The organism is Micromonospora sp. CA-269861, from assembly GCF_050948505.1.
GTDB lineage: Bacteria > Actinomycetota > Actinomycetes > Mycobacteriales > Micromonosporaceae > Micromonospora.
This window is the reverse complement of record NZ_CP192014.1, coordinates 4,397,070-4,419,628: the sequence shown is the minus strand read 5'-3', so window position 1 is coordinate 4,419,628 and position 22,559 is coordinate 4,397,070. Positions and strand designations below refer to the sequence as shown.

The 22,559-nt window shown below is 70.3% G+C and carries 18 protein-coding genes; 11 read left to right on the top strand and 7 right to left on the bottom strand.

Annotated features, from left to right (window positions below; translation table 11 throughout):
• The first annotated feature begins 36 nt into the window (after positions 1 to 36).
• A complete protein-coding gene (locus tag ACQP0U_RS20250) occupies positions 37 to 1,308 on the top strand; it encodes a CehA/McbA family metallohydrolase (protein WP_433309296.1) in 1,272 nt (423 codons plus the stop codon).
• A 103-nt stretch (positions 1,309 to 1,411) separates the two neighbouring features.
• Here the strand turns inward: ACQP0U_RS20250 and ACQP0U_RS20245 are convergent, their stop codons facing one another.
• On the bottom strand, positions 1,412 to 2,752 hold the full coding sequence (locus ACQP0U_RS20245) for a M1 family metallopeptidase (protein WP_433309294.1): 1,341 nt from the start codon (positions 2,750 to 2,752) through the stop codon (positions 1,412 to 1,414).
• Positions 2,749 to 6,663, bottom strand: a complete 3,915-nt coding sequence (locus ACQP0U_RS20240) for a Pls/PosA family non-ribosomal peptide synthetase (RefSeq protein ID WP_433309292.1) — start codon at positions 6,661 to 6,663, stop codon at positions 2,749 to 2,751. Before ACQP0U_RS20240 ends, ACQP0U_RS20245 begins: the two co-directional genes overlap by 4 nt.
• A gap of 402 nt (positions 6,664 to 7,065) precedes the next feature.
• Between ACQP0U_RS20240 and ACQP0U_RS20235 the strand changes: the two genes are divergently transcribed.
• From ACQP0U_RS20235 to ACQP0U_RS20210, 6 genes are all read left to right on the top strand, one after another.
• On the top strand, positions 7,066 to 7,944 hold the full coding sequence (locus ACQP0U_RS20235; protein WP_433309291.1) for a hypothetical protein: 879 nt from the start codon (positions 7,066 to 7,068) through the stop codon (positions 7,942 to 7,944).
• Positions 7,937 to 8,437: a SigE family RNA polymerase sigma factor gene (locus ACQP0U_RS20230; RefSeq protein ID WP_433309289.1), complete on the top strand. Its 501-nt coding sequence runs from the start codon at positions 7,937 to 7,939 to the stop codon at positions 8,435 to 8,437. Before ACQP0U_RS20235 ends, ACQP0U_RS20230 begins: the two co-directional genes overlap by 8 nt.
• Positions 8,438 to 8,638: 201 nt before the next feature.
• On the top strand, positions 8,639 to 9,253 hold the full coding sequence (locus ACQP0U_RS20225) for a hypothetical protein (RefSeq protein WP_433309287.1): 615 nt from the start codon (positions 8,639 to 8,641) through the stop codon (positions 9,251 to 9,253).
• Positions 9,246 to 10,169: a serine hydrolase gene (locus tag ACQP0U_RS20220; protein WP_433309285.1), complete on the top strand. Its 924-nt coding sequence runs from the start codon at positions 9,246 to 9,248 to the stop codon at positions 10,167 to 10,169. The genes ACQP0U_RS20225 and ACQP0U_RS20220 overlap by 8 nt, the downstream gene beginning before the upstream one ends.
• Positions 10,170 to 10,741: 572 nt before the next feature.
• Entirely contained in the window at positions 10,742 to 11,371 is a 630-nt protein-coding gene (locus ACQP0U_RS20215; protein WP_433309283.1) for a fasciclin domain-containing protein, read from the top strand.
• A 2-nt stretch (positions 11,372 to 11,373) separates the two neighbouring features.
• Positions 11,374 to 12,954 (top strand): molybdopterin-dependent oxidoreductase, encoded by a 1,581-nt coding sequence (locus ACQP0U_RS20210; RefSeq protein WP_433309282.1) that lies wholly within the window; start codon positions 11,374 to 11,376, stop codon positions 12,952 to 12,954.
• Between the two features lie 51 nt (positions 12,955 to 13,005).
• On the opposite strand, the gene ACQP0U_RS20205 is transcribed toward ACQP0U_RS20210, so the two are convergent.
• From ACQP0U_RS20205 to ACQP0U_RS20195, 3 genes are all read right to left on the bottom strand, one after another.
• Positions 13,006 to 13,941, bottom strand: a complete 936-nt coding sequence (locus ACQP0U_RS20205) for a DUF4394 domain-containing protein (RefSeq protein WP_433309280.1) — start codon at positions 13,939 to 13,941, stop codon at positions 13,006 to 13,008.
• 342 nt (positions 13,942 to 14,283) lie between these two features.
• The gene (locus ACQP0U_RS20200; protein WP_433309278.1) at positions 14,284 to 14,889 is read right to left on the bottom strand and encodes a lytic polysaccharide monooxygenase auxiliary activity family 9 protein; all 606 of its coding nucleotides are present in this window, start codon (positions 14,887 to 14,889) and stop codon (positions 14,284 to 14,286) included.
• A gap of 281 nt (positions 14,890 to 15,170) precedes the next feature.
• Complete coding sequence (locus tag ACQP0U_RS20195; protein WP_433309276.1) at positions 15,171 to 15,749, bottom strand: hypothetical protein; 579 nt, start codon at positions 15,747 to 15,749, stop codon at positions 15,171 to 15,173.
• 465 nt (positions 15,750 to 16,214) lie between these two features.
• Here ACQP0U_RS20195 and ACQP0U_RS20190 point away from each other — a divergent pair, with 465 nt between their 5' ends.
• The 4 genes from ACQP0U_RS20190 to ACQP0U_RS20175 all read left to right on the top strand — a co-directional run bounded on the left by ACQP0U_RS20190 (position 16,215) and on the right by ACQP0U_RS20175 (position 19,207).
• Positions 16,215 to 16,745, top strand: coding sequence for a carboxymuconolactone decarboxylase family protein (locus ACQP0U_RS20190; protein WP_433309275.1), 531 nt, complete (start codon positions 16,215 to 16,217; stop codon positions 16,743 to 16,745).
• A 181-nt stretch (positions 16,746 to 16,926) separates the two neighbouring features.
• The gene (locus ACQP0U_RS20185; protein ID WP_433309273.1) at positions 16,927 to 17,316 is read left to right on the top strand and encodes a GntR family transcriptional regulator; all 390 of its coding nucleotides are present in this window, start codon (positions 16,927 to 16,929) and stop codon (positions 17,314 to 17,316) included.
• The gene (locus tag ACQP0U_RS20180) at positions 17,313 to 18,194 is read left to right on the top strand and encodes an ABC transporter ATP-binding protein (protein WP_433309271.1); all 882 of its coding nucleotides are present in this window, start codon (positions 17,313 to 17,315) and stop codon (positions 18,192 to 18,194) included. The genes ACQP0U_RS20185 and ACQP0U_RS20180 overlap by 4 nt, the downstream gene beginning before the upstream one ends.
• Positions 18,191 to 19,207, top strand: a complete 1,017-nt coding sequence (locus ACQP0U_RS20175; RefSeq protein ID WP_433309269.1) for an ABC transporter permease subunit — start codon at positions 18,191 to 18,193, stop codon at positions 19,205 to 19,207. The genes ACQP0U_RS20180 and ACQP0U_RS20175 overlap by 4 nt, the downstream gene beginning before the upstream one ends.
• 75 nt (positions 19,208 to 19,282) lie before the next feature.
• On the opposite strand, the gene ACQP0U_RS20170 is transcribed toward ACQP0U_RS20175, so the two are convergent.
• Positions 19,283 to 21,058: a substrate-binding and vWA domain-containing protein gene (locus tag ACQP0U_RS20170; RefSeq protein ID WP_433309267.1), complete on the bottom strand. Its 1,776-nt coding sequence runs from the start codon at positions 21,056 to 21,058 to the stop codon at positions 19,283 to 19,285.
• 84 nt (positions 21,059 to 21,142) lie between these two features.
• Positions 21,143 to 22,462, bottom strand: coding sequence for a serine/threonine-protein kinase (locus ACQP0U_RS20165; protein WP_433309266.1), 1,320 nt, complete (start codon positions 22,460 to 22,462; stop codon positions 21,143 to 21,145).
• Between the last annotated feature and the right edge of the window lie 97 nt (positions 22,463 to 22,559).

Below are 22,559 nucleotides of genomic sequence, written 5' to 3'. Positions count from 1 at the left end.
GACGTCTCAGCCAGCTCCATCACCATCTATATATCCATGACTGGACATCACCCACACCACTGCCATCACGACCATGGATCCGACGACGAGGTGCCGTACGGCCAGGTTGATGTCCCCGCAGGCTTCGGCCGGCGGGCGCTCCTGGCCGGTGCCGGCGGGACGCTGATGCTGGCCGCGCTTCCGACCGCGGCCCGCGCGGCCAACACGACGATGGCCGGCGCCCCCACCGCGGCGGTCGGCGCCGGCCGGACATCCCTGATCACCCAGGGCACGATGTTGGTCCACACCGACATGCACAACCACACGGTGATGTCGGACGGTGACGGCAGCGCCGAGGCCGCGTTCGCCTCGATGCGCGAGGCCGGTCTGGACGTCGCCGCGCTTACCGATCACGCCACCCTCTTTGCCATTGACGGGCTCAGCTCGTCCGAGTGGCGGACCACCGGTGACCTGGCCAACGCGGCCAACGACCCGGGTCAGTTCACCGCGATCCGCGGGTTCGAGTGGTCGCATCCGCTGCAGGGGCACATCAACGTCTGGAACACCTCCGACTTCGCCGACCTGTTGCGGGCCGGCAGCCCCGGCAGCCTGTACAACTGGCTCACCGGCCGGCCCGGGGGTCTGGCGAGCTTCAATCACCCCGGGCGGGAGGCAGGCCGGTTCAACAACTTCTCCTTCAACGCCTCGGCCCGTGACCAGCTCGTGGGGTTGGAGATGTTCAACCGGACCGACGACTTCCTCTTCGAGGGCTGGTCGTCCGGTGCGACGTCACCGCTGGTGGCCTGCCTGAACGCCGGTTGGCGGCCGGCTCTGACCGGCGTCACCGACGAGCACGGCACCAGCTGGGGCTTCCACGAGGGCAAGGGTCGCAGCGGCCTGTGGGTTGCCGAGAACACCCGCGCCGCGGTGTTCGAGGCGATGGCCGCCCGCCGTTCCTTCGCCACCCGCGTCTCGGGGTTGCGGGTGGACGCCACGGCCAATGGCGTACGCATGGGCGGCGTGCTGAACGTGACCTCCGGTGACGTCCGGTTCCTGCTCGATCTGGACCGCGGCTCGGCCTGGGACGGCAAGCCCCTGCGGATCCAGGTCCTCCGTCCCGGCACCTCCGCGCCGACCGTCGTCGACGTCATCGACACCGTCAACGGTCGGGTCACCGACTTCACAGTGCCGCTCGACGTCACCGACGGCGACTGGGTGGTGCTCCGGATCTCCGACCCGTCACTGCCCAACGGCACCCCCGGCCCAGCCGGTCACCCGTGTAACGACTTCGGGGTGGCCTACACCAGCCCGTGGTGGCTCCGGCCCTGACCTGCGAGGCGCCGGTCCCGGCGCGGCGGGCGAGCCGCAGGTTGCTGCGTCTGTCGCTCCGGGACCGGCATCCGGTCTCGCGAGGTGGTCGCGTCCGGAGTGGTCAGCGAGGTCGTGCAGGCAGCGTCGGGCTGTCGAGCCAGGCACCGAACAGATCGTCCAGGGGCTCGCGGGCGAAGCGCTGGGCGTGCAGCCGGAACTGTCCGGTCGTCACGGTCGCGTGCCGGTGCTCGGCGACCCAGGCTCGCAGGAGCGCGAAGAACGACTCGTCGCCGACCCTCTTCCGCAGGGCGTGCACCGTGAGCGCGCCGCGCTTGTAGACCAGCGGGTCGAACATCCGGTCGACGCCGGGATCCGCGACGATGACGTTCCGCGGGCGATCCGCGACCCACGCGTACCACTGCGCGGCCATGGCATCCGTTGGCAGGTCGCCGCAGACACCGGACCAGAGCCACTCGGCATACGTGGCGAAGCCCTCGTTGAGCCAGATGTGCCGCCAGTCCGCCACCGTGAGGCTGTTGCCGAACCACTGGTGGGCCAGCTCGTGCACCACGAGCCGCTCGTGTGTGCGCCGTCCGTCGACGTGGTTCCGGCCGAAGACGGCCATGCCCTGCGCTTCGACGGGATCGTCGAGGTCGTCGTCGGCGACCACGACGACGTACTCCCGGAACGGGTACGGCCCGAAGAGCCGCTGCAGCGCCGACATGATCTCGCCGTGCCGACCGAAGTCGTGGGCCACGTTCCTGCGTAGCGCGGGCGGGATCGCCGCGCGCTGCACCACCTCACCGACAGCCAGGTCCACGATCTCGTAGCGTCCGATCTGCACGCTCATCAGGTACGGAGAGGTGGGCTCGCGCCGCTCGTACACCCAGGTCGTGCTGCCCGCGCCCCGCCGCTGGAGCACGGGATCACCGGTCACCACGACGGTGTACGGGGAGGAGGTCGTGACCGCCACCCGGAAGGTGGCCTTGGCGCCGGGCTGGTCATCGCACGGAAACCAGGACGGCGATCCGTTCGGCTGGCTGGCCACGAGCACCCCGTCGGTGAGTTCCTCCCACCCGAGTTCGCCCCAGCGGCCGGAGATGGGCACCGGCTTGCCCGCGTACCGGATCTCCACCCGGAACGTGTCCCCGGCGCCGATCGGCCGCTCGGGTTTGATCTGCAGTTTGTCCGGCCGGTGCAGGTACTTCACCGGGCGCCCGTCCACCCGGACGTCCTGGACGCGGAGACGACCGAGGTCGAGAGTGAACCGTGACAGCGACTGGACGGCCACCGCCGTGATGTCCGCCCGGCCACCGAGGCGGTTCGACGCGACCCGGTAGTCGAGGTCGAGGTCGTAGTGCAGCACCCGGTAGCCACCGTTGCCGTGCTCGGGCAGGTAGGAGTCGCCGGAGCGAGCGGCGCCGGGCGTGGCGCCGCCCGACGCCGACGCCTTCGGATTCATGCCGACCGCGCCGCTGGCGCGGGCCAGGTGGTGATCGGGTTACCCAACCACCGGCTGTCGCACGGCACGGCGTCGCCGCGGGTCACCAGGGAACCGGGCCCGACCGTGGTCCGCGCCCCGATGCTCGCGCCCGGCAGGACGATGCCGTGCGGTCCCAGCGCGGCTCCCGCGCCCAGTGTCACCTGGTCCATGCTCATCACACGATCATGGAACAGGTGGGTCTGCACCACACAACCGCGGTTCACCGTCGCGCCGTCGCCGAGGCGCACCAGGTCGTACTCGGGCAGCCAGTAGGTCTCCAACCAGACGCCCCGGCCGATCTTCGCGCCGAGCGTGCGTAGCCACGCCGTCAGCAGTGGCGTGCCGGTCGCGAAGCGGACCAGCCACGGCGCGGCAAGGACCTCGACGAACGTGTCGGCGAGCTCGTTGCGCCACACGAAGGAGGTCCACAGCGCGCGCTCGGCGACCCGGAAGCGCCCGACCAGCAGCCACTTCGCGGCCGTCGCGATGGCGGCGGCGATGATCGCCGCGCCCAGCAGCACCGGCCCGGCGGCCAGCGCGGCAGCCCACCACCCGGCATCCCGCCACAGGAGCGCGAGTACGGCCAGGACGCCGACCGCCAGGGCGCCGGCGCACATCACCGGAACGATCCGGCACAGCTCGATCGCCGCCCGGGCCAGCTTCAACCGGACCGGCGGGTCGAAGGTACGGCTGGTGTCGGCCGCTTCCACCGTCCGGCGCAGAGGCATCGGCGGCGCGCCGAGCCACGCCGAACCCTTCTTCGCCTTGAAGGGCGCCGACGACAACACGCCGACAAGCCCACGCTTCGGCACCGAACGCCCCGGCGCCGCCATTCCCGAGTTGCCGAGGAACGCCTGCTTACCGATGCGCGCCGGGGCGACGCGCAGCCACCCGTGGCTCAGCTCGTACGTCGCGACCATGGTGTCGTCGGCCAGGAACGCCCCGTCGTTGACAGTGGTCATCGCCGGCAGCGCCAGCACGGTGGAAGCCTCCACCCCGCGTCCCACCTTGGCGCCGAGCAGCCGCAACCACACAGGTGTGAAGAGGCTTGCGTAGAGCGGGAACAACCCGACCCGCGCCATCCCCATCAGGCGCTCGGTCGTCCACACCTGCCACGCCACCCGCCCCTGCACGGGGTGGTGCCCGGCGCGCAGGCCGATGCTGAGCGCCCGGACGGCCCCGAGCACCAGCAGCGCGTAGCCCACGACGTAGGCGACGGTCGCCACCGCGACGGCGGCCAGCACAGCGCCGACCGCCGGTCGGACGGCGAACGTCCAGCCGAGCAGCGCGAGCGCCGGCACGGCGGCCACGACCGGAACCAGCCCCAGCAACTGGGCGGTCATCCCGTACGCGAGCGGCCAGAGACGTGCCCCCACCCGCGATCGAGGCGGACGCTGCCCGGGCCACCCGTCCGAGTCCTTGCCAGCGGCCGCGGCCGGTGAACCGGCCCAATGCTGGTTCGCCGGCACGGCGCCGGCGACGGTCGAGCCGGCGGCGATGCGGGCGCCCTTGCCGATCCGAGCGCCCGGCATCAGGGTGCTGCGGGATCCGATCCGGGCCCCTGCGCCGACGCGAACCCTGCCGATGCGGACGACATCGCCGTCGACCCAGTGGCCGGACAGATCGACCTCCGGCTCGATCGCCGCGCCGCGGCCCAGCTTCAGCAGGCCGGTCACCGGCGGCGCGGAGTGCAGGTCGACGTCGGCCCCGATCTGCGCGCCGAGTGCCCTGGCGTAAGTGATCATCCAGGATGCTCCGGCGACGCTTGTGGCGCCGGTCAGCTCGGCGAGGCGTTCGGCGGCCCACAGCCGCAGGTGCACGCCGCCGCCGCGCGGGTAGCTGCCTGGGCGTACCCCACGGAGCAGTAGTCGCGCTCCTCCGGCCGCCAGGGCGATCCGGCCCAGCGGGCTGAACAGCAGAAGCCAGCCCAGCGCCACCCACCACCAGGACACGGCCGGGGCCCAGGGCGCCGGAGCGAGCAGGGTGAAGACGTTACCGAGGGCGGCGAGGACCGTCATCCAGCGGAGCCCGACCAGGGCGAGCATCGGCACCATCATCGCGGCCTGGATCAGCCCGGCGCGCCTCGGCGTCGGCCGGACCTCCCGGCGCGTCGCCGCCGTGGTGTCGAGCGCGTCGAGCACCGCCGCGAGCCGCGACAGTTTCGGGTGGAGGTAGATGTCGGCCACCGAGACGCTCGGGTGCCGGCGCCGGACCCACGCCACCAGTTGCGCCGCGTTCAGGCTGCCGCCGCCGTGGGTGAAGAAATCCGCGTCCGCCTCGGTGGGGCGTACGCCCAGGATCTCCGCCCAACCGCCAGCGAGCCACTCCTCCGTCGCGGTCAGCTCACCCGCCGCGTCCTCAACGGTCGCCAGCGGCCAGGGCAGCGCGGCCCGATCCACCTTGCCGGACGTCCGGGTCGGCAGCGCATCCACCACGGCCAGCAGCGGCACGAGCGCGGCCGGCAGCTGCTCACGGATCCGCAGCGCCGCCGCCGCGGCATCGAAGGCGACGCCGTCGTGCGGAACCACGTACCCCACCAGAAGTTGGTTGCCCGCGGCGGTGCGCTGCACCGCCGCGGCGGCACCTGCGACGGTGGGCAGCGCCTGCAGTGCGGCGTCGATCTCACCCAGCTCGATCCGGCGTCCGCCGAGCTTCACCTGTTCGTCACCGCGGCCGACGAAGAGGAGCCCTTCGGGCTCCGCCCGGACGATGTCACCGCTGCGGTACGCCCGCTGCCACCCGAGCGCGGGCAGCGTCGCGAACTTCTCGGCGTCCTTGCCCGGGTCCAGGTAGCGGGCGAGTCCCACCCCGCCGATGACCAGCTCGCCGGTCTCACCCATCGCCACCGGAGCGCCGGAGCCGTCGACCACGGCGAGGTCCCAGCCGGCCAGCGGAAGCCCGATGCGGACGGGGCCCTCGCCGGTCATCCGCGCGGCGCAGGCGACGACTGTCGCCTCGGTCGGTCCGTACGTGTTCCAGACTTCGCGGCCCTCGACGGCCAGGCGCTGCGCGAGCTCCGGTGGGCAGGCCTCCCCGCCGAAGATCAGCAGCCGGACCTCCTCCAGCGCCTCCACCGGCCACAGCGCGGCGAGCGTCGGCACCGTCGACACCACCGAGATGCGTTGCTCGGCCAGCCACGGACCGAGGTCGACGCCGCTGCGGACGAGCGACCGCGCGGCCGGCACCAGACAGGCGCCGTGCCGCCACGCCAGCCACATCTCCTCGCAGGACGCGTCGAACGCCACGGACAGCCCGGCCAGCACCCGGTCCTGTGGGCCGATCGCCTCACTGATCTCGTCGGCCAGGAACAACTGCGCCTCGGCGTCCACGAAAGCCGCCGCCGAGCCGTGGCTGACCGCTACACCCTTCGGGGTGCCCGTCGAGCCGGAGGTGAAGATGATCCAGGCGTCGTCGTCCGGGCCGGGCCGGCCGGTCCGACCCGCGGGGGTACGGCGCGGCGACACCGCCAGCCCGTCACCGAGGACCGCGACGACCCCCGCCTCGGCGAAGACGAGCTCGGCGCGTTCCTCGGGATCGTCCGCGTCGACCGGCACGTAGGCCGCGCCCGCCGCGAGGACGCCGAGGATCGCCAGGTACAGCTCGGCTGTACCGGATGAGATCCGGACGCCGACCCGGTCGCCGACACCGATCCCACGTCCGGCGAGTGACCTCCGGACGGCCTCGACCTCGTCGGCCAGGTCGCGGTACGTCAGTGCCGTGGCGCCACTGTCGAGCGCACATGCGTCGGCGTACGCGTGCACGGAGTCGTCGAGGATGTCGACAAGCGTGCGGCGGGGCGGGGCGGAGGGGGAGCGGAACACCGCCGGGTTGACCGGTGCGGTCACCACCGGGGGGAGCGCGATCACCTGCGGATCAGTCGTCACGGGCACCGGGTGTTCACCATCTTCACCTCGCGGATCGGCGTCAACCAGGCGTGCGGCATGCGGACCCGCCCTGGGCAGCCCTCAACGCTACGTCGCAGCAGGCTGGAAGTGCGGGCTTGGCAACGGCTTCGTGTCCACCACCACAGCGATCCGTTGCCCATGCGTCCTATGTGTCCTCTGACAACCTAACCTCCTAGGATGCTCTACGCGTTGTGCTCCGACCGACTACGCCCCGCTTCAAGCAACGGGGCGAGCGTGACTCCACGAATGCGGCTGCACACGTACTGGAAGCACCGGGTCGGCCGACAAAGATTCGTGCCGAAAGGCGGTAACCGAACCTGCTGGCCAACCCGTCAGGTGAAGTGATGGATCGCCGATGCGGCGGTCGGCGGAGGAGGGGTACGGGACATGGGCGACGTCCGTGCGCGTTTCACTGACGACCTGGCCCGACACCCCGCCCCGCCGTTGGGTGACCTGGTCGAGCAGTCGGTGGTGCAGGGCCGGCGACTGCGCCGCCAGCGCCGCCTGGCGCAGTTCGGTGCCGGCGGATCGGCGTTGGCAATGCTGCTCGTGATCGGCCTGGCCGCCGGGCCGCTCGGCATCGGTGGGGATGACGGCGGTCAGCCCGGTGGGCTGACCGCCGGTTCGCCCGGTGGGCTGGTCGACACCGCTACGCCGTCCCCGGCCGGATCCCCAGGCGGCGCCCCGGGCGGGTTCCTGGGCGGCGTCGACGAGGAACAGGGCGCGTCGGTGTCGCCGACTCCGACGCCCACAGTGATCGACACCGTGAGGATCGGGGCGGGCCCGGACGGTGAGCTGCTGACCACCACACCGCAGAGCGCTCTGGAGCTGTTGACCCGTCTTCTGCCCAGTGGGACGACCAGCGGTTACGCGAGCCTGCAGAGCAGCGAGGCTGGTCCCGGCATGCCGTACGTCCAGGTCTTCCTGGACCGAGGCGACGGACCGGGCATGCTGCGGCTCTCCATCTACCAGGACCACCTCGGCGGCCACCCGGCCCCGGGGACGGTGGAGCTGACCGAGGTACCTGACAACTGCGTGCAGAACAAGATGGTCACCGTGTACCACCGCGCCGGCCTCCAGATCGATCTGCTGATCGCCACCTGTCTGGCCTGGGACGGCAAGGGGAGCTCACCGGCGCCGGCCGTCCTCTCCGTGAAGGAGGCGACCGCGATCGCCGCCAACCCGACCTGGGGGACGAAGCTGCCGGCCGAGTACGTCATCAGCGGTGCCAAGAGGTTCGCGACGCTGGCGCGGTCGAATGGCTGACGAAGACTTCGTGGAGTTCGCGCAGGCGGCCGCTGGCCGCCTGCGCGACGCCGCGTTCCTGATGTGCCGTGACTGGCATCTCGCCCAGGACCTCACCCAGACGACGCTGGCCAAGGTGTACGCCAACTGGAGGCGGGTCCGTCGGGCCGACGACCCCCACGCGTACGCCCGCAAGATTCTGCTGCGCTGCATGATCGATCAGCAGCGGCGTCGTTCCAGCCGCGAGTTGGCGATGTCGGCGCCGCCGGATCGGGGCGAGGAACATCCGGCCGAGCTGCGCATGACGTTGCTGGACGCGGTCGCCACCCTGCCGTTGCGGGATCGGGCGATCATCGTCCTGCGCTACTGGGACGACCTGAGCGTGGAGGCGACGGCCGAGGTGGTGGGCGTCTCCACCGCGGTCGTCAAGAGCCAGAGCATGCGCGCCCTGAGCCGCCTGCGTGAGTTGCTCGGCGAGACCCGTTCCGAGCTGTTCGCCGAGGAACGCCATTGACCGGTCCCGTCCGCGGCCGGGTCACCGGCTGGCGGCCGCCGCGCCTGTGGTGCCGCGGCGAGGGATGTGCCATCACGGTGTCGCCCAACGTGCGACCGCGGTGGCGGATATCTGCGCTTTTGGAGGTTCGTGGTGTCCGTATCGAGCAGCAGGACGTGCCGAGGCCGGATTCGCGGCAGAGTCCGAGGCTCGGTCGCTGTCGTGCCGGTGGTCCTGTCGGCATTGGCGGTGATGGCCGCAGGGTGTCATCGGGGGGAGCCCGGTGTCAGCCCCGAGCGTCACACAGCGAACGCGGATCGCGGCGATCCGAGCCTGCTGCTGCTCGGGGCGGGCGAGCTGGGTTCGGGCTGGCATGAGGACGAGGCTCGAACCGGTCTGCCGGCCTGGCCGTGGGAGCAGAACAGCTGCCCCAGCTACCAGAGCGGCGACTACACGGCCAAGTCGCATCGGCGCGTTGCCGCGCAGCGCTACTACCGGCCGTCTGACGGCTCGTCGCCGGCCCACCACGTCGTGGAGACGTACGAGCCTGGGTGGGCCGAGCGGAATGTGGAGGACGTCCGCCGGGTCCTACTGCGGTGCGCGAGCTACCAGGTCCTCGGATCGCAGGTCTCGTTCGACGTCGTCGAGCCACATTATCTGGAGGGTGTCGGCGTGCTCATTCGGGGACGCATCGCGCATGCCGACATCCCGAACACCGTCACGTACTTCGTGGTGCTGAGACGAGGCGAGACGGTCTCGACGCTGAGCCTGCCCGACTCGGGCAGCCGGGCCGCTGTGGACGCGATCGCGGCGAAGGCGGTGGCCCGTCTTGGCTGAGCGGGAAGGTAGGCAGCTGTCCCGCCGCTGGGTCGTCTCCGCGGTCACCGTGTCCCTCGCCGGCGTCGCGACGGCCGCCTTCGGTGCCACGCGCGGTCGCGACGGCGACGGGGCCGGCCCGTCGCGCAGTCCTTCCCCGGCCAGTCCAATTCCCACGACGCCAGCCATCGACCGGATCGACCAGGCGAGGACGCGCATCAGGGCGTACGTCGAGCGGAACGACGGCCGCCTGGCGGTCGCGGCACTGGACCGACAGGGAACGGCTGCGGTGACGGCCGGCGCCAAACGGTTCGAGACCGCCAGCATCGTCAAGGTCAACATCCTCGCGGCCCTTCTGCTGCGCCAGACACCGCCGGGCAAGGCCCTGGGTTCCACCACCCGACGGTTGGCCGAGGACATGATCGTGTCCAGTGACAACGACGCGGCGACAGCCCTGTGGCAGAGGATCGAGGGCTCGCGCGGCCTCACCGCCGCGAACCGCGCACTCGGGCTGCGGGAGACCAGGTCCAACTCGCACTGGGGGCTCACCACGACCACGGCTGCCGACCAGCTCCGGCTGCTGACCGCGCTGACGTCGCCGACGGGACCGCTGACCCCGCAGGACCGTACTTACATCATGGGACTCATGAACAAGGTGATCCCGGAGCAACGATGGGGAATCGCCGCCGCGCGGGAGGCGGGCAATCCTTCCGTCTACGTCAAGAACGGCTGGGACACCGTCGATGCCGACGGTGGTCGCTGGCTGGTCAACAGCATCGGTCGGATCGTCGAGGCCCGCCATGACTGGCTGATCGCCGTGCTCTCCGACCATCACGTGAGCCAGAAGGAGGGCATCCGCGTCGTCGAGAAGGCCGCCACGTACGTGCTCAAGGAGCTGCGCGCCGCCAGCGCGGGCGACGGTCCATCGCAGGGGTAGGCCCGCGTCCTCTGGTCTGTGCGGTTCGGCGCCGGTCGCTCAACGGCGTGGTTGGACGAGGCCTGCGTCGTAGGCGAAGACGATGGCTGCGGCGAGCCGCTTCTTGTGCGCTGGCGTCGACCGTGCCGACTGCCGGTAGGGGTCGAGGATCGGCCCGAGGAGGGTGCCGTCGATCCAGGTGCCACCGGAGGCGACCGTGCGGACCGCCTCGATGAGGTTCTCGGGCGTGGCGGACTTCGGGCCAGGACTCGCGGACCACGCCGCCGGCCCGGACGCTCTGCCAGCGCAGAAGGGTGATCACATGCAACGGTCGGTCGAGGCGATGAGCGCGATCCCGGCCCGAATGAACGAGGCATGGAACCGCGGTGACGCCACGGCCTTTTTTGCCGACGGAGGCGCCGCCGCCGGGCCGCTACGCCATGCAACTCTTCGTCCTCGGTTGGCAGGACGACCACTGGGAGGTGCCTGACCGGTGCGCTGATCTTTTTCCGGTCCGGTACCCATCCGTCTGCGGGTCCGCCTCGAATCCCTCATGACAGCAGCTATCGAGTACAAGCATCTGAGGAGTTCGTATGAAGCGGCGCTTGTTTGCCACGGTCGGCGTAGTCACCCTGCTGGCCCTGTCCGGCTGCGGCGGTACCGACAGCGAGGACAACGCCAGCGGCGCGCCGAGTATGTCGGGCAGCGCGCCGACGGCCTCTGCCTCGCCGTCGATGATGATGGCGGGTCAGTTTGGCTCGGGGTGCGCGGCGGTACCGACCGATGCGTCCAACCCGGGGAGTTTCGAGGCGATGGCGAAGGTGCCGGTGGCCACTGCCGCGTCCGGTAACCCGCTGTTGTCGACGCTGGTGACGGCGGTGAAGAAGGCCAACCTGGTGGACTCGCTCAACGGCGCCCAGGGCGTGACGGTGTTCGCGCCCACCAATGACGCGTTCGCCAAGATTCCGAAGGCCGACCTGGACAAGGTCCTGGCCGACGACGCCATGCTGAAGAAGGTCCTGACCCACCATGTGGTGCCGACCCAGTTGTCCCCGGACACCCTGGCCGGCACCCACAAGACGCTGCAGGGCGACGACGTCACGGTGACCGGTAATGGCACGTCGTTCACCGTCGACGGCGCCTCGATGGTGGTCTGCGGGAACGTCTCGACGGCCAACGCCACCGTGTACATCGTTGACAGCGTCCTGATGCCCAAGAGCTGATGGTGTCCACCGACACCGAGCCCCGGCCGGCGACCCGCCGGCCGGGGCCGTCCCGGAGCATGGCCGCCGCCCGCGGCCTCGTCGTGGGCGTGCTGAGCGCCGGGGTTGCCCTCGGCGTGGCGCATGTCGTCGCGGCGCTCGTCGACCCGGCCGCCGACCCGGTGCTGGCAGTCGGCAGCGCTGCTGTCGATCTGGCACCGCAACCGGTCAAGGCGTTCGCCATCCGCACCTTCGGCAGCAACGACAAGGTCGCCCTTCTCGCCGGGGTCTACGCCCTGCTGGCCCTGAGCGCCGTCCTGCTCGGCGCTGCGACGGTACGACGACGACGCTACGGGTTCGCGGGCCTCGCCGCGTTCGCCGTAGTCGGTGTCGTCGCCGTCCTGTCCCGACCGACGGCGACGCCGATCGACGTCCTGCCGGTCCTGGCGGGCACCGGCGCCGGCATGGCGGCGATGGTGGTGTTGGTGCGCGCGGCCCGGACGGTCGTGGTCACGACGTCGAGCCGGCCACGGCTGCTCAACCGCCGTCAGTTCCTGGCCACGGGGGCGGGGGCGGCGTTCATCGCAGGGGCCGCGGCAGTCACCGGCCAGGCTGTCGGTCGCCACAGCGCGGTAGGCGCGCGTTCCCGCGCCACCGTTCGCATACCGCCGCCACCGCAACCCGCGCCGCCGCTACCCGGTGGCGTCTCCGCCGGCGTGGACGGGGTCTCGGCGTTCCTTACCCCCAACCGGGACTTCTACCGCGTCGACACCGCCCTCACCGTTCCGCAGGTCGACGTGAAAACCTGGCGGTTGACCCTGGATGGAGCTGTCGACCGGCCCCGCACCTGGACATTCGACGACCTCCTCGCCCGAGGTGTGGTGGAGCGCGACATCACCCTCAACTGCGTGTCCAACGAGGTCGGCGGCCCCTACGTCGGCACGGCCCGCTGGACGGGTGTTCCCCTGGCGCCACTGCTGCGCGAGGCGGGCATCCGCGCCGGGCAGAACCAACTCGTCAGCCGATCCGTCGAGGGCATGACCATCGGCACCCCGCTCGAGGCGATCCTCGACGGACGCGACGCGCTCCTGGTCGTGGCCATGAACGGTGAACCCCTGCCCCTGGAACACGGGTTCCCCGTCCGCATGCTCGTTCCCGGCCTGTACGGCTACGTCGGCGCCTGCAAATGGATCACCTCCATGCAGGTGACCACCTTCGACGCGTTCGATCCCTACTGGGTGCGACGCGGGTGGGCCGCCGACGCACCAGTCAAGACCGCATCCCGCATCGACACCCCGAAACCCTTCGCCCAACGGCGCGCCGGCCCCGTCATGATCGCCGGTGTCGCCTGGGCGCAACGTCGCGGGATCACCGCCGTCGAGGTGCAGGTCGACGACGAGCCGTGGCGACAGGCACGCCTCGCCGACGGCCCGTCACCGGATCTGTGGCGGCAGTGGACCTACCGCTGGGACGCCACCGCCGGCAGCCACACCCTGCGCGTACGGGCCACCGACGCCACCGGCGTCACCCAGACCGACCAACGGGCCGCGCCCTTCCCCGACGGCGCGACCGGCTGGCACAGCACCACCGTCACCATCACCTGACCTGGTGCCGGTGTGTTCGACGGCGGCCCAACGCGTCGCCGTGTGGGCCCGTCACTGCCGCAGGAGCAGAGCGAGGTCGCGGACTACGTGCCCGTTGAAGGCACCGGTGGTCTGGGCTTCGCCGGTGAGCAGGTCGACCCGGTACAGCCGGGAGCCGGCGATGCCGTTGAGTACGGCGTAGGCGTTGTTGGCCACGGCGCGGTCTCCGCTCAGGGTGCTGTGGATGTCGAAGCCGGCTTGGAGATTCGCGTTGACCCCGAGTGCTCCGGTGGCGGCCAGTTGCCCGGAGTTGGCGGGGGACTGCAGGGCAACCTGGTCGAGGGTGGTGTCGATGTCGAACAGCGTCGTGGCGGTGGCCGGGTTGAGGTCGTTGTTGGTGTACGCCGCGCCAGTGACGCCGACGGCGGTGGTGCTGGGCGGGTAGGTGAGAGGGCCGTCGACGATCGTCGTGCCACCGGGGTTGATGTTGTGGCGCAGGTTCTGGCCGGTGTCGCTGATGATCCGGAGTCGGTCGGCGGCGGGGTTGAAGTCGACGCCGAATGACGTGCCGCTCAGCGCGACGGTCAGTTGGCTGACCTTTGTGGCCGCAGCCGTACGCGTGTTCAGCGTGTAGATGCCGCCGATGCTGCCGACGCCGTAGAGCTGTCCGTCCTGGACGCGAAAGTCGATGCCGATGAGCGCTTCGCTGCCGGGCAGGTCGACCGGGCCGATGGTGCAGGCCAGGGCGGGGCGGTTGGCGGCGAACTTGATCAGCTGCTGGCCGTCGGTGAGGCCGATGGCGACGAGCCCGTTACGGCCGCCTGCGTTCAGAAGGTCCCACAGCAGGGTGCAGGTCCCATTGCCCAGGGAGGGTAGGCCGCGGGACGGGATGCTCGCTGCCGGGCTGTGGACTGGTGGGGCGGCGGCGACTGGCGTCGCGGCGAACCCGGTGCTGGCGACGATCATTGTGGCGGCTACGAGCAGCCCTCGGTGAAGCGTACGGTGCATGAGAGGCACTTCCTTGATCAGATGCACCGACGGATCCCTCGGCGGAATCCGACGCCATCGACGGCGACGGTGCAGGGATGAATTCCCTGCTCAGAGCCTATGTAGAGGCGATCGGCAGCATCTGTCGGCATTCGGCCTTTCCTTCAACTTTCGCACCTTCTGCACAGTGCAGTCGGCTTGAGGCGAACTGCGCGCTTGAAATGGTGGTCGCCCTGATCGATCAGCAGAGCCGGGGTACGACAGTCTCCGGCGCCCACAGGTGGGGGATTACGGGAAGAAGGATCCGGCTCAGGGCGTCAACGCCCTGAGCCGGATTAGCGCAACGTCTGTCGGTCTTGCCGATCAGGTGACGTTGATGTCGCTGCACCACATGTAGGTCTGGTCCAGGTGTGATGCCCTCCAGAGCACGAACAGGATGTGGTTGCCGCTGCGCGACGGGAGCGAGACGTTGAACGAGATGTTCTGCGCCGGCGCGTAGCGCCCGGTCGTCGTGATCAGGTCGAGGTTGCCCCACCCGAGCTTCTGCGTGGATGGGTTGAACCCCTGCTTGGTCACGTAGACCTGGAAGTAGTCAGCGCCGTGGCTGGCCTGGTCGTACAGCTGGACCGTGAGGTTGCGGCTGACGGTGGTCGTCCTCCACGCCCCGGGCTGGTTCACGCTGTCGTTCCTGGACAGGGCGTTGCTGCACAGTTGCCCGTCCGGGGTGCGAGCCTGGTACTGGCCGCCGAGGCCGTCGCGCAGCTGGCTCATCCAGTTCCACATGGTGTCGGGGTTCGCCTGGAACGCCCGCCAACACATGGGGTCCTGCTGCTGCATGGCCGGGTTCATGTGCTGGTTGCCCCAGGCCTTCCAGCATTGGTAGGCGCGACTCATCGGGTTGATGATGGTGCCGTGGGCCTGGGCTGCCCCGGCGAAGGGCAGCATGCCGGCCACGATGGCGAACAGCATGACGAATGCCCGGAGGGACTTACGGACGGGTGCCCGGGATCGTCCGCCGGATTGATCGGGCTTGTGTGAACGCACTGTTCATCCTCCGCTCTTTGGTACTTGGAAAATCGGAATGGGAACGCTCCCAAACCAACTGTTACATCCATGAAGCCAAATATCAATACTCATCTATCTATAGTCGGATGTGGATCGAGCTGACCGGGAGTGTCCGGAGCTGCGGCATCGGATCCGGGTTCGGGTGGGTGCGGTAACGACCAGGCCGACGGCCGCCCGGAAGGTGTTCAGAGGCCGGCTGCGGCGTCGTACCGGCGGCGCTGGTCAGCCATCTCCGACTCGGTCAGCGCCTCCTTGAGCGCCAGGTCTGCGTACTTGGGCGGAAGCATCTGCCGCACCCGATCGGTGAACATGACCTCGGCGGTCGCCTCGACCACCTGGATGCCCGGAGGGTCGGTGGACATGTCCATGATCACGGGACCGGCCAGTTTGACCGCCACGTCCCAGGGGCGCTTCTGCTCGGCGACCCCGCAGAGGTGGAAGCCGTAGACCGTCTGCACGTCGGCGAGCGCGCTAACCCCGGTCGGCTCGTAACCGTAGACGCGGACCCCGCAGATCACTGCCGGCTTCTCCGTGGTGGCGGCCTGTTGGGCGCCGTGTCCGGCGTGGTTGTGCTGCCCCGGGTCCGCCTGTTCGAGCGTGGTACGCATCCGGGCCACAATCTGCGCCTGCAGATCCGTTGGCTCCGCCTCCGGTCCGGCCCGGTTGACCAGTACGACCGCGCCGGCCGACACCACCAGCAGGATCACCGCCACCCACACGAAGCGGTTGCGGTACCACCCCGAGAGACTCTCTCCGGAAATCATGATTGCTTCTCACCTCGTCGCCGGTTCTGGTGCGCTGGCAGACCGGATCGGGCGCCTCCGACGTGTCGAACGTCGAGCGTGTCAGCCGTCGGGGACGCGTACCCGGGGGATGCGGACGGCGGGCGAGGATGCCTGCCCGGCGATGCCCGTCGTCATGAGATGGCCCGGCGATGCGGCATGCGAGCGTCCGCCAAGCGGCGCGCTGCCGGCACTGCGATGCTCCCGTGCTGGCCGTTCCCAGCGCGGTTGCCCCCGCGCTGCGGCGATGTGAGCCATTCCAACACGTCTGGATCGGTTCGCGCAACATCGACGAGTATCAGCGTGGCTCCGGTGCGGTCACTCCGCGGCAATGCGGCAGCGGCGAGGGCAGCGGACGGATCGGCGGCGAGCGGAACTGGGATCGGATATGGTGCGGGACACCCGATTTGTCGTTTTCAAGAGGAAAATATGAGTCGCTTGCCGTACGTGAACCCCGCCGACGCCCCAGCGCCGGTCCGCGAGGCGCTGCAAGCCGCGCTCCCCCTGAACTTCTTCCGCATCATGGCCAACGCCGAAACGGCGTTTCCAGACTGGATGCGCTGGGGAGGCGCGCTGCTCAAGGACCTGGCCCTCGACCCGCTGCTCCGCGAAATCGCGATCCTGCGGGTCGCCCGGCTCAGCGACGTCAGGTACGAGTGGGTTCAGCACGCGCCGATCGCCCGGTCCGTCGGCGCCACCGACGAGATGGTTCACGCGCTCGGGCGCGACGAGGTCGAGGCCGCCTGTTTCTCGCCAGACCAGCGGACCGTCCTGCGCTTCACGACTGAAGTCGTCCGCGACGTCCGCCCTTCCGACGACACCACCACCGCGCTGACGGGGCTGCTCTCCCCGCGCGAGGTGGTCGAACTGCTGATGGTGATCGGGCAGTACATGATGATCGCCCGGGTCGCCGCCGCGACGGACCTGGAAATCGACAAGCCGATGGGCGCCGCCGTCTACGGCACCGCCGGTAGCTGACGAGAACTTCCGTCCATCAGCCTCGGATGGCCGGTGCCCTGCCGGCGGCCGCTCGGTGCCTCCGTCCCGGGGGTCTGGACGTGGTCGCTCGAGATTCCATGGCGCGAGGTGACGTCATTCGGTAGCGAACGGACCACCACTGCCCTATTGTGCTAGGCAACTAGTGGAATGGGGTGGCGAGGTGATCGAGTTCCACCTGGACGCACGGTCCGGGGTTGCGCCGTACATGCAGCTCATCCGACAGGTGCGGCACGCGCTCCGGCTCGGAGTTCTGAACGAAGGCGACAAGCTGCCCACCGTCAAGGAGGTGGTGGCCCGGGTCGCCATCAACCCCAACACGGTGTCCAAGGCGTACCGCGAGCTGGAGTACGAGGGCCTGGTCACCGCCCGGCCAGGGCTGGGCACCTTCGTGACCCGCACGCTGGGCGGCGACTCACTGAGCAAGCACGAGCCGCTGCGGCAGGACCTGGCGCGCTGGCTGGCCGAGGCTCGGGAGGCGGGCCTGGACGACGAGAGCATCGAGGCGCTCTTCCTCAGCAGCTTTCGAATCTTTTCGGAGGCCCGAGGATGACTAGCGCCCTGATCACGGACGGCCTCACCAAACGGTACGGACGACGTTTCGCACTCAAGGACTGCACTCTGGACATTCCGGCCGGTCACGTCGTGGGCCTGGTCGGACCGAACGGCGCGGGTAAGTCCACGCTGCTGCAACTGGCCTGTGGGCTGCTCGATCCGACCGCGGGGCGGATCGAGGTGCTCGGCGCGCGGCCGGTCAGCGGGTCGCCGCAGGTCGGGTTCGTCGCACAGGACACCCCGGTCTATGCCGGCCTGACCGTCGCGGACCACCTGCTGATGGGCGCGCACCTCAACCCGTCCTGGGACGCTTCGCTCGCGAAGCGGCGCATCGCCCAGGTCGGCCTGGACCCGGCGCAGAAGGCGGGCAAGCTCTCCGGCGGTCAGCGCGCCCAGCTTGCCCTGACCGTCGCCGCGGCGAAGCGGCCCAATCTGCTGCTGCTCGACGAGCCGGTGGCGGCACTCGACCCGCTCGCACGGCGCAACTTCCTGCAGGGGCTGATGGAGCTGGCCGCCGAGCAGGGCATGAGCATCGTGATGTCCTCGCACCTGGTCGCCGACCTGGAACGGGTCTGCGACCACCTGATCGTGCTGGTCGCCTCCCGGGTGCGGGTGGCCGGCGACGTGGACGACCTGCTCGCCACCCACCACCGCCTGGTCGGGCGGCGGCGCGACACCGCCAACCTGGGCGCCGGGCAGGCCTTGATCGAGCAGAGCCACACCGAGGTGCAGTCGACCCTGGTGGTGCGCAGCACCGCGCCGATCGTCGACGCGTCGTGGCAGGTCGACCGGCTGGACCTGGAGGACATCGTGCTGGCGTACATGAGCGGAGCCGCCGGCGACGGGTCGGATCGGGTTCTGGAGGGACAGCGATGATCTGGATGACCTGGCGGCAGTTCCGGACCCCGGCCCTGGCCACCGGCGCCCTGTTGCTGGTGCTCGTGGCCGGCCTGGCGCTGACCTGGGCGGAGGTGACGCAGCTGGCCACGCAGACCGGATACACCGGGTGCCAGGGCGACGCCTGCCTTGCCGCCGGTGAGGCCTTCCTCCAGGCGCTGCAATCGGGATGGGCGAGTGAATTCCACATCGCCGCCATCGCGGCCCTGTACCTGCTGCCCGCCCTGATGGGCATCTTCTGGGGCGCGCCGCTGGTGGCCCGGGAGCTGGAGTCCGGGACGTACCGCATGGTCTTCAGCCAGTCCGTCAGCCGGGACCGCTGGCTGCTGGTCAAACTTGCGCTGGGCGGCGGTGCCGCCGCGCTCGGTGCCGGCCTGCTCAGCCTGGTGCTGACCGAGTGGGCGCAGCCGATCGACGGGGCCTCGGCGGACCGGATGAACCCGCTGGTGTTCGCAGCCCGGGGGATCGTGCCGGTCGGCTACGCGACGCTGGCCTTCGTGGTGGGTGTCGCCACCGGGCTGCTGCTGCGGCGGACCCTCGGCGCGATGGCGGTGACCCTGCTGGTGGTGGTCAGTCTCCAGATTGCCGCGCCGTTCGTGGTGCGCCCCTGGCTGGCCCAGCCGGTCACCACGGTCAGTCCGCTGAGCATGGACGATGATTTCGGGATCTCAATGAGCGTCGACACCGGACGGATGACGCTCCATGTCCAGCCCGAGCGCAGGGGTGACTGGGTCGTGTCGAGCACCACGATCACCTCCACCGGAGCGGAGTTCACCGGTCCGGCCGACATGACCCAGTGCGGTCCGAGGGCGGCCGGTGGTCGCGACGCGTGCCAGAGGTGGCTGGAGCAGCAGAACCTCAGCGTGAAGGTGAGCTACGTGCCCGGCTCGAAGTTCTGGGACCTGCAATGGCGGGAGTTCGGCGTGCTGTTCGCGCTGAGCATCGTGCTGTCCCTGTTCTCCCTCTGGTGGGTTCGCCGCCGACTGGTCTGACGGCACAGCCGGTGGGGGCGGGCGGGAGCGCCGGCCCCCACCGGTCTGAACAACGCAGGTACGTGCAGGGGAGCGTCAGAAGCTGCTGACCAGCTTCACGAACGCCTCGTCGATCTTGGCGGGATCGGTGGCGTCGAAGGCCTTGCCCGACGATGCCTTGGCGATCCGGTCCAGCGTGACGAAGTCCGACTCCCGGTCGAAGGCGATGCAGAACACCTTCACCGGACGCTGCGGGTCCAGGGCCACCTCGGCGAGCAACCGGGCCAGGTCGTTGTCCCGGCTGTACTCATTCTTGCCGTCGGTCAGCACCACGACCGCGTTGATCCGCTGCGGGTCGTACCGGTCGAGCAGTTCTCGGTGTGCGGCCCGAACCGTCGCGTAGAGCGCGGTGCTGCCCTCGACATGCAGGCCGGCGATCTTGCTGTTGATCCGCTTCTGGTCGAACCCACCGAGAGGGACCTCCTCCCGATAAGGGCTCTTCGGTCGCTGCGGGGTCTCCGAGGAGAACGACCAGAGCCCCACCCGGTCTTCGGCATTGAGCAGCGCGAGACCCTTGCCCGCCGCCGCCGAGGCGACCTGGAATCGGGTACGGGTGCCGACCTTCGCCTGCATCGACCCCGAGGTGTCCAGGGCGATCAGGATGTTGGCCTTCTTGCGGAGCGTGCGCCAGCCGTCCAACATCGCGCTCACCACCTCCGGGTCCGGCGGCTCGAAGTAGGCCAGCCCGCGGGCCGGCTCGGGGCCGACGCTGGCGAGCAGCTCCGCCGAGGCGCGGCGCTCGTGATCCCGGAAGCCGAGGCGGGCGAAGCTCTTCTGCTGGGCGTCCTCGGTCAGGAACTTCTGGAAGTCGGCCGCCGCCGCGCGCTGCCGCTCATCGGCGGTGGGCAGCACCACGAACGGATGGTCCAGGTTGAACGTCCCCTCCTCGGGATGCACGGCGACCAGCGGGACGTTCGGCCGGCGGCCCTGCTCCTGCCCTTCCTGCCGTGGGCTCAGCGCGCCCGTGTTGTAGAGGTCCACCAGCTCCTCCTGCAGGACGATGGCGCTCATGTCGTCCGTACTGCCCGCGCCGCCGGCCAGGTCCGCCTCGGCGAGGCTGCGCAGCAGGTCCACCGAGTCGTCGCTGTAGTGCGACACGTTGGCCTCGATCCGGCGGACGAACTGGGTGACCGCCGGGTTGGCCAGGTCGGACCGGGTCAGGTCGCTGGCCCGCTGCACCGCCGCGTAGTAGGTGGCGATGGTCGCCGCCAGCCCGGAGGTGGACAGGTTCGGGTTGTCCTTGCCGAAGGTGAAACGGCCCCACTCCGGCTTGTCGAAGTCCGCCCACCCGTCCCGCCCGGAGAGGCCCAGGATCTCCCCCCAGCCCAGCGACCCGCGCTGGCGTACCAACTCGGCCTTGGGTTTCGGCATGGCGATCACCAGCGGGCTGTTGGCGATCGACGGGTAGCGGCCCGGAGTCTGCAGCGCCCGCCCGGCGGCTTCGTCGAGCAGCCGGAGCTGACCGGTCCACAGGCTCGACGTCGGCAGCCAGACCTGCGGTTGCGGCAGGCCGGTGTGGGTCCAGCCGGTAGCCAGCGCCTCGGTCGCCTTGCCCGAGTTCAACGCGCTGACATGCACCTGGGCGCAGCCGCCGCCAGCGATCGACCGGTCGCTGAGGTTGTAGCGCTCGGCCAGGTCGACAAGCAGAGCCGCCTTCTCCGTCGAGGAGTTGACCTGGAGGGTCGTGGCGCAGTCGTTGCCCGCTTCGCGCTGCCGGACGAACACGAACGCCCCGGCGATGACCACCAGCCCGGCGGTGACGGCAGCGGTGTACGGCACCCACTGCCGCGTACGCGTAGCGGTTGGGACCATCGTGACGTCCTCCTCGGCGGGCGGCTGGTGGCAGTCAACCTATCGATGCGGCGCCAGCCGGCCACCCCGACCCCGACGCACCGGTCACCCGCGGTCGGTCCGTCCCCCGACCGCCGTCGCGACCAGCAGCCGAACCAGGTAGACCACGACGAAGGCGACCGCCCCGACCGCCGCGGCCGGGCCGACCGCGCTCGACGCGACGTAGCCGGCGGCGGCGCCAACCGAACCGAGGAAGAGCGCGGTCGAGATGCCCCAGGCGTCAAGGGCTTCACGACGCAGCCGCCGCGCCGCCCCGTCACCTCCAGCACCGACGCCGGGCTCCGCTACCGGCAGGTGTGCCGGCTGCGTCATCACCGGCAGGTGTGCCGGCTGCGTCGCCACCGGCAGGTGTGCCGGCTGCGTCGGCCTGGCCTGGGTCGGCACCGTCGGCTGGTTCGTCATCTGTGGCCTCGTCGGGCCCGGCTGCGGCGCCGTCGGCGTGACCGGGGGCAGCGGGTGATCCGGCGTCGGCGCGCCCGCGGTTTCGTTGCCGACCTCCAGCAGGCTCTCCCGACGGAGCGGCTCGGTGACCCTGCCGTCCTGCCGGAGCAGCCGCACCAGCACACGCTCGGCAGCAGGCCGGTCCGCCGGATCCTTGGCCAGGCACTCCCGGATCAGCTCGTCCAGAACGGGGGGCATCGCCGGCAGGTCGGGCGGCTCATGCAGCACCCGGTTCATCACGGCGAAGAGCGAATCATTGCCGAAAGGCGGCCGACCACCGGCGGCGAAGGCGATTGTGGCCGCCCAGGCGAAGACGTCGCAGGGCGGGCCGACCGTGTCGTTGCGGAACCGCTCGGGGGCCATGTACGCGGTGGTACCCATGACCCGGCTGGAGGCCGTCTCGGTGACGCCCAGCGCGCGGGCGATGCCGAAGTCGATCACCCGAGGACCGTCCTCGCCCAGCACCACGTTGTCCGGCTTCAGATCGCAGTGCACCACCCCGGCACTGTGGATCGCGGCGAGCGCGGTGACGGTACCGACCGCGAGCCGGTGCAGGGCGTTGCCGGTCACCGGGCCGCGCTCGCGGACGTGCCGGTGCAGTGTCAACCCCTCAATGAACTCACTGACGACGTAGGGCCGCTCGCCGTCAACCTCGGCGAAGAGCACCTGCGCGGTACAGAACGGGGCGACCCGGCGTGCGGCGGCGATCTCCTTCACGAACTGCGAGCGCGCCCGCGGATCACTCAGGTCGACGTTGACCATCTTGACCGCGACCCGGTCGCCGGCGTCGTCCTCACCGAGATAGACGACCCCCTGGCCACCCGCGCCCAGCCGGCCGACCAGCCGATACGGGCCGGCGGTGACCGGATCGTGCGTCCACAGTTTCGCCAACCCTGGCACCGGCGTGCCGGCCAGTTCTGACATCCCGACTCCAACAGTGTCGTGCCCGGCCACCGGCGGCGCAGGACACGGCCATCGTGTCATGTCGACTGCCGGTGACCGGGGACGCTCGACCATGGGG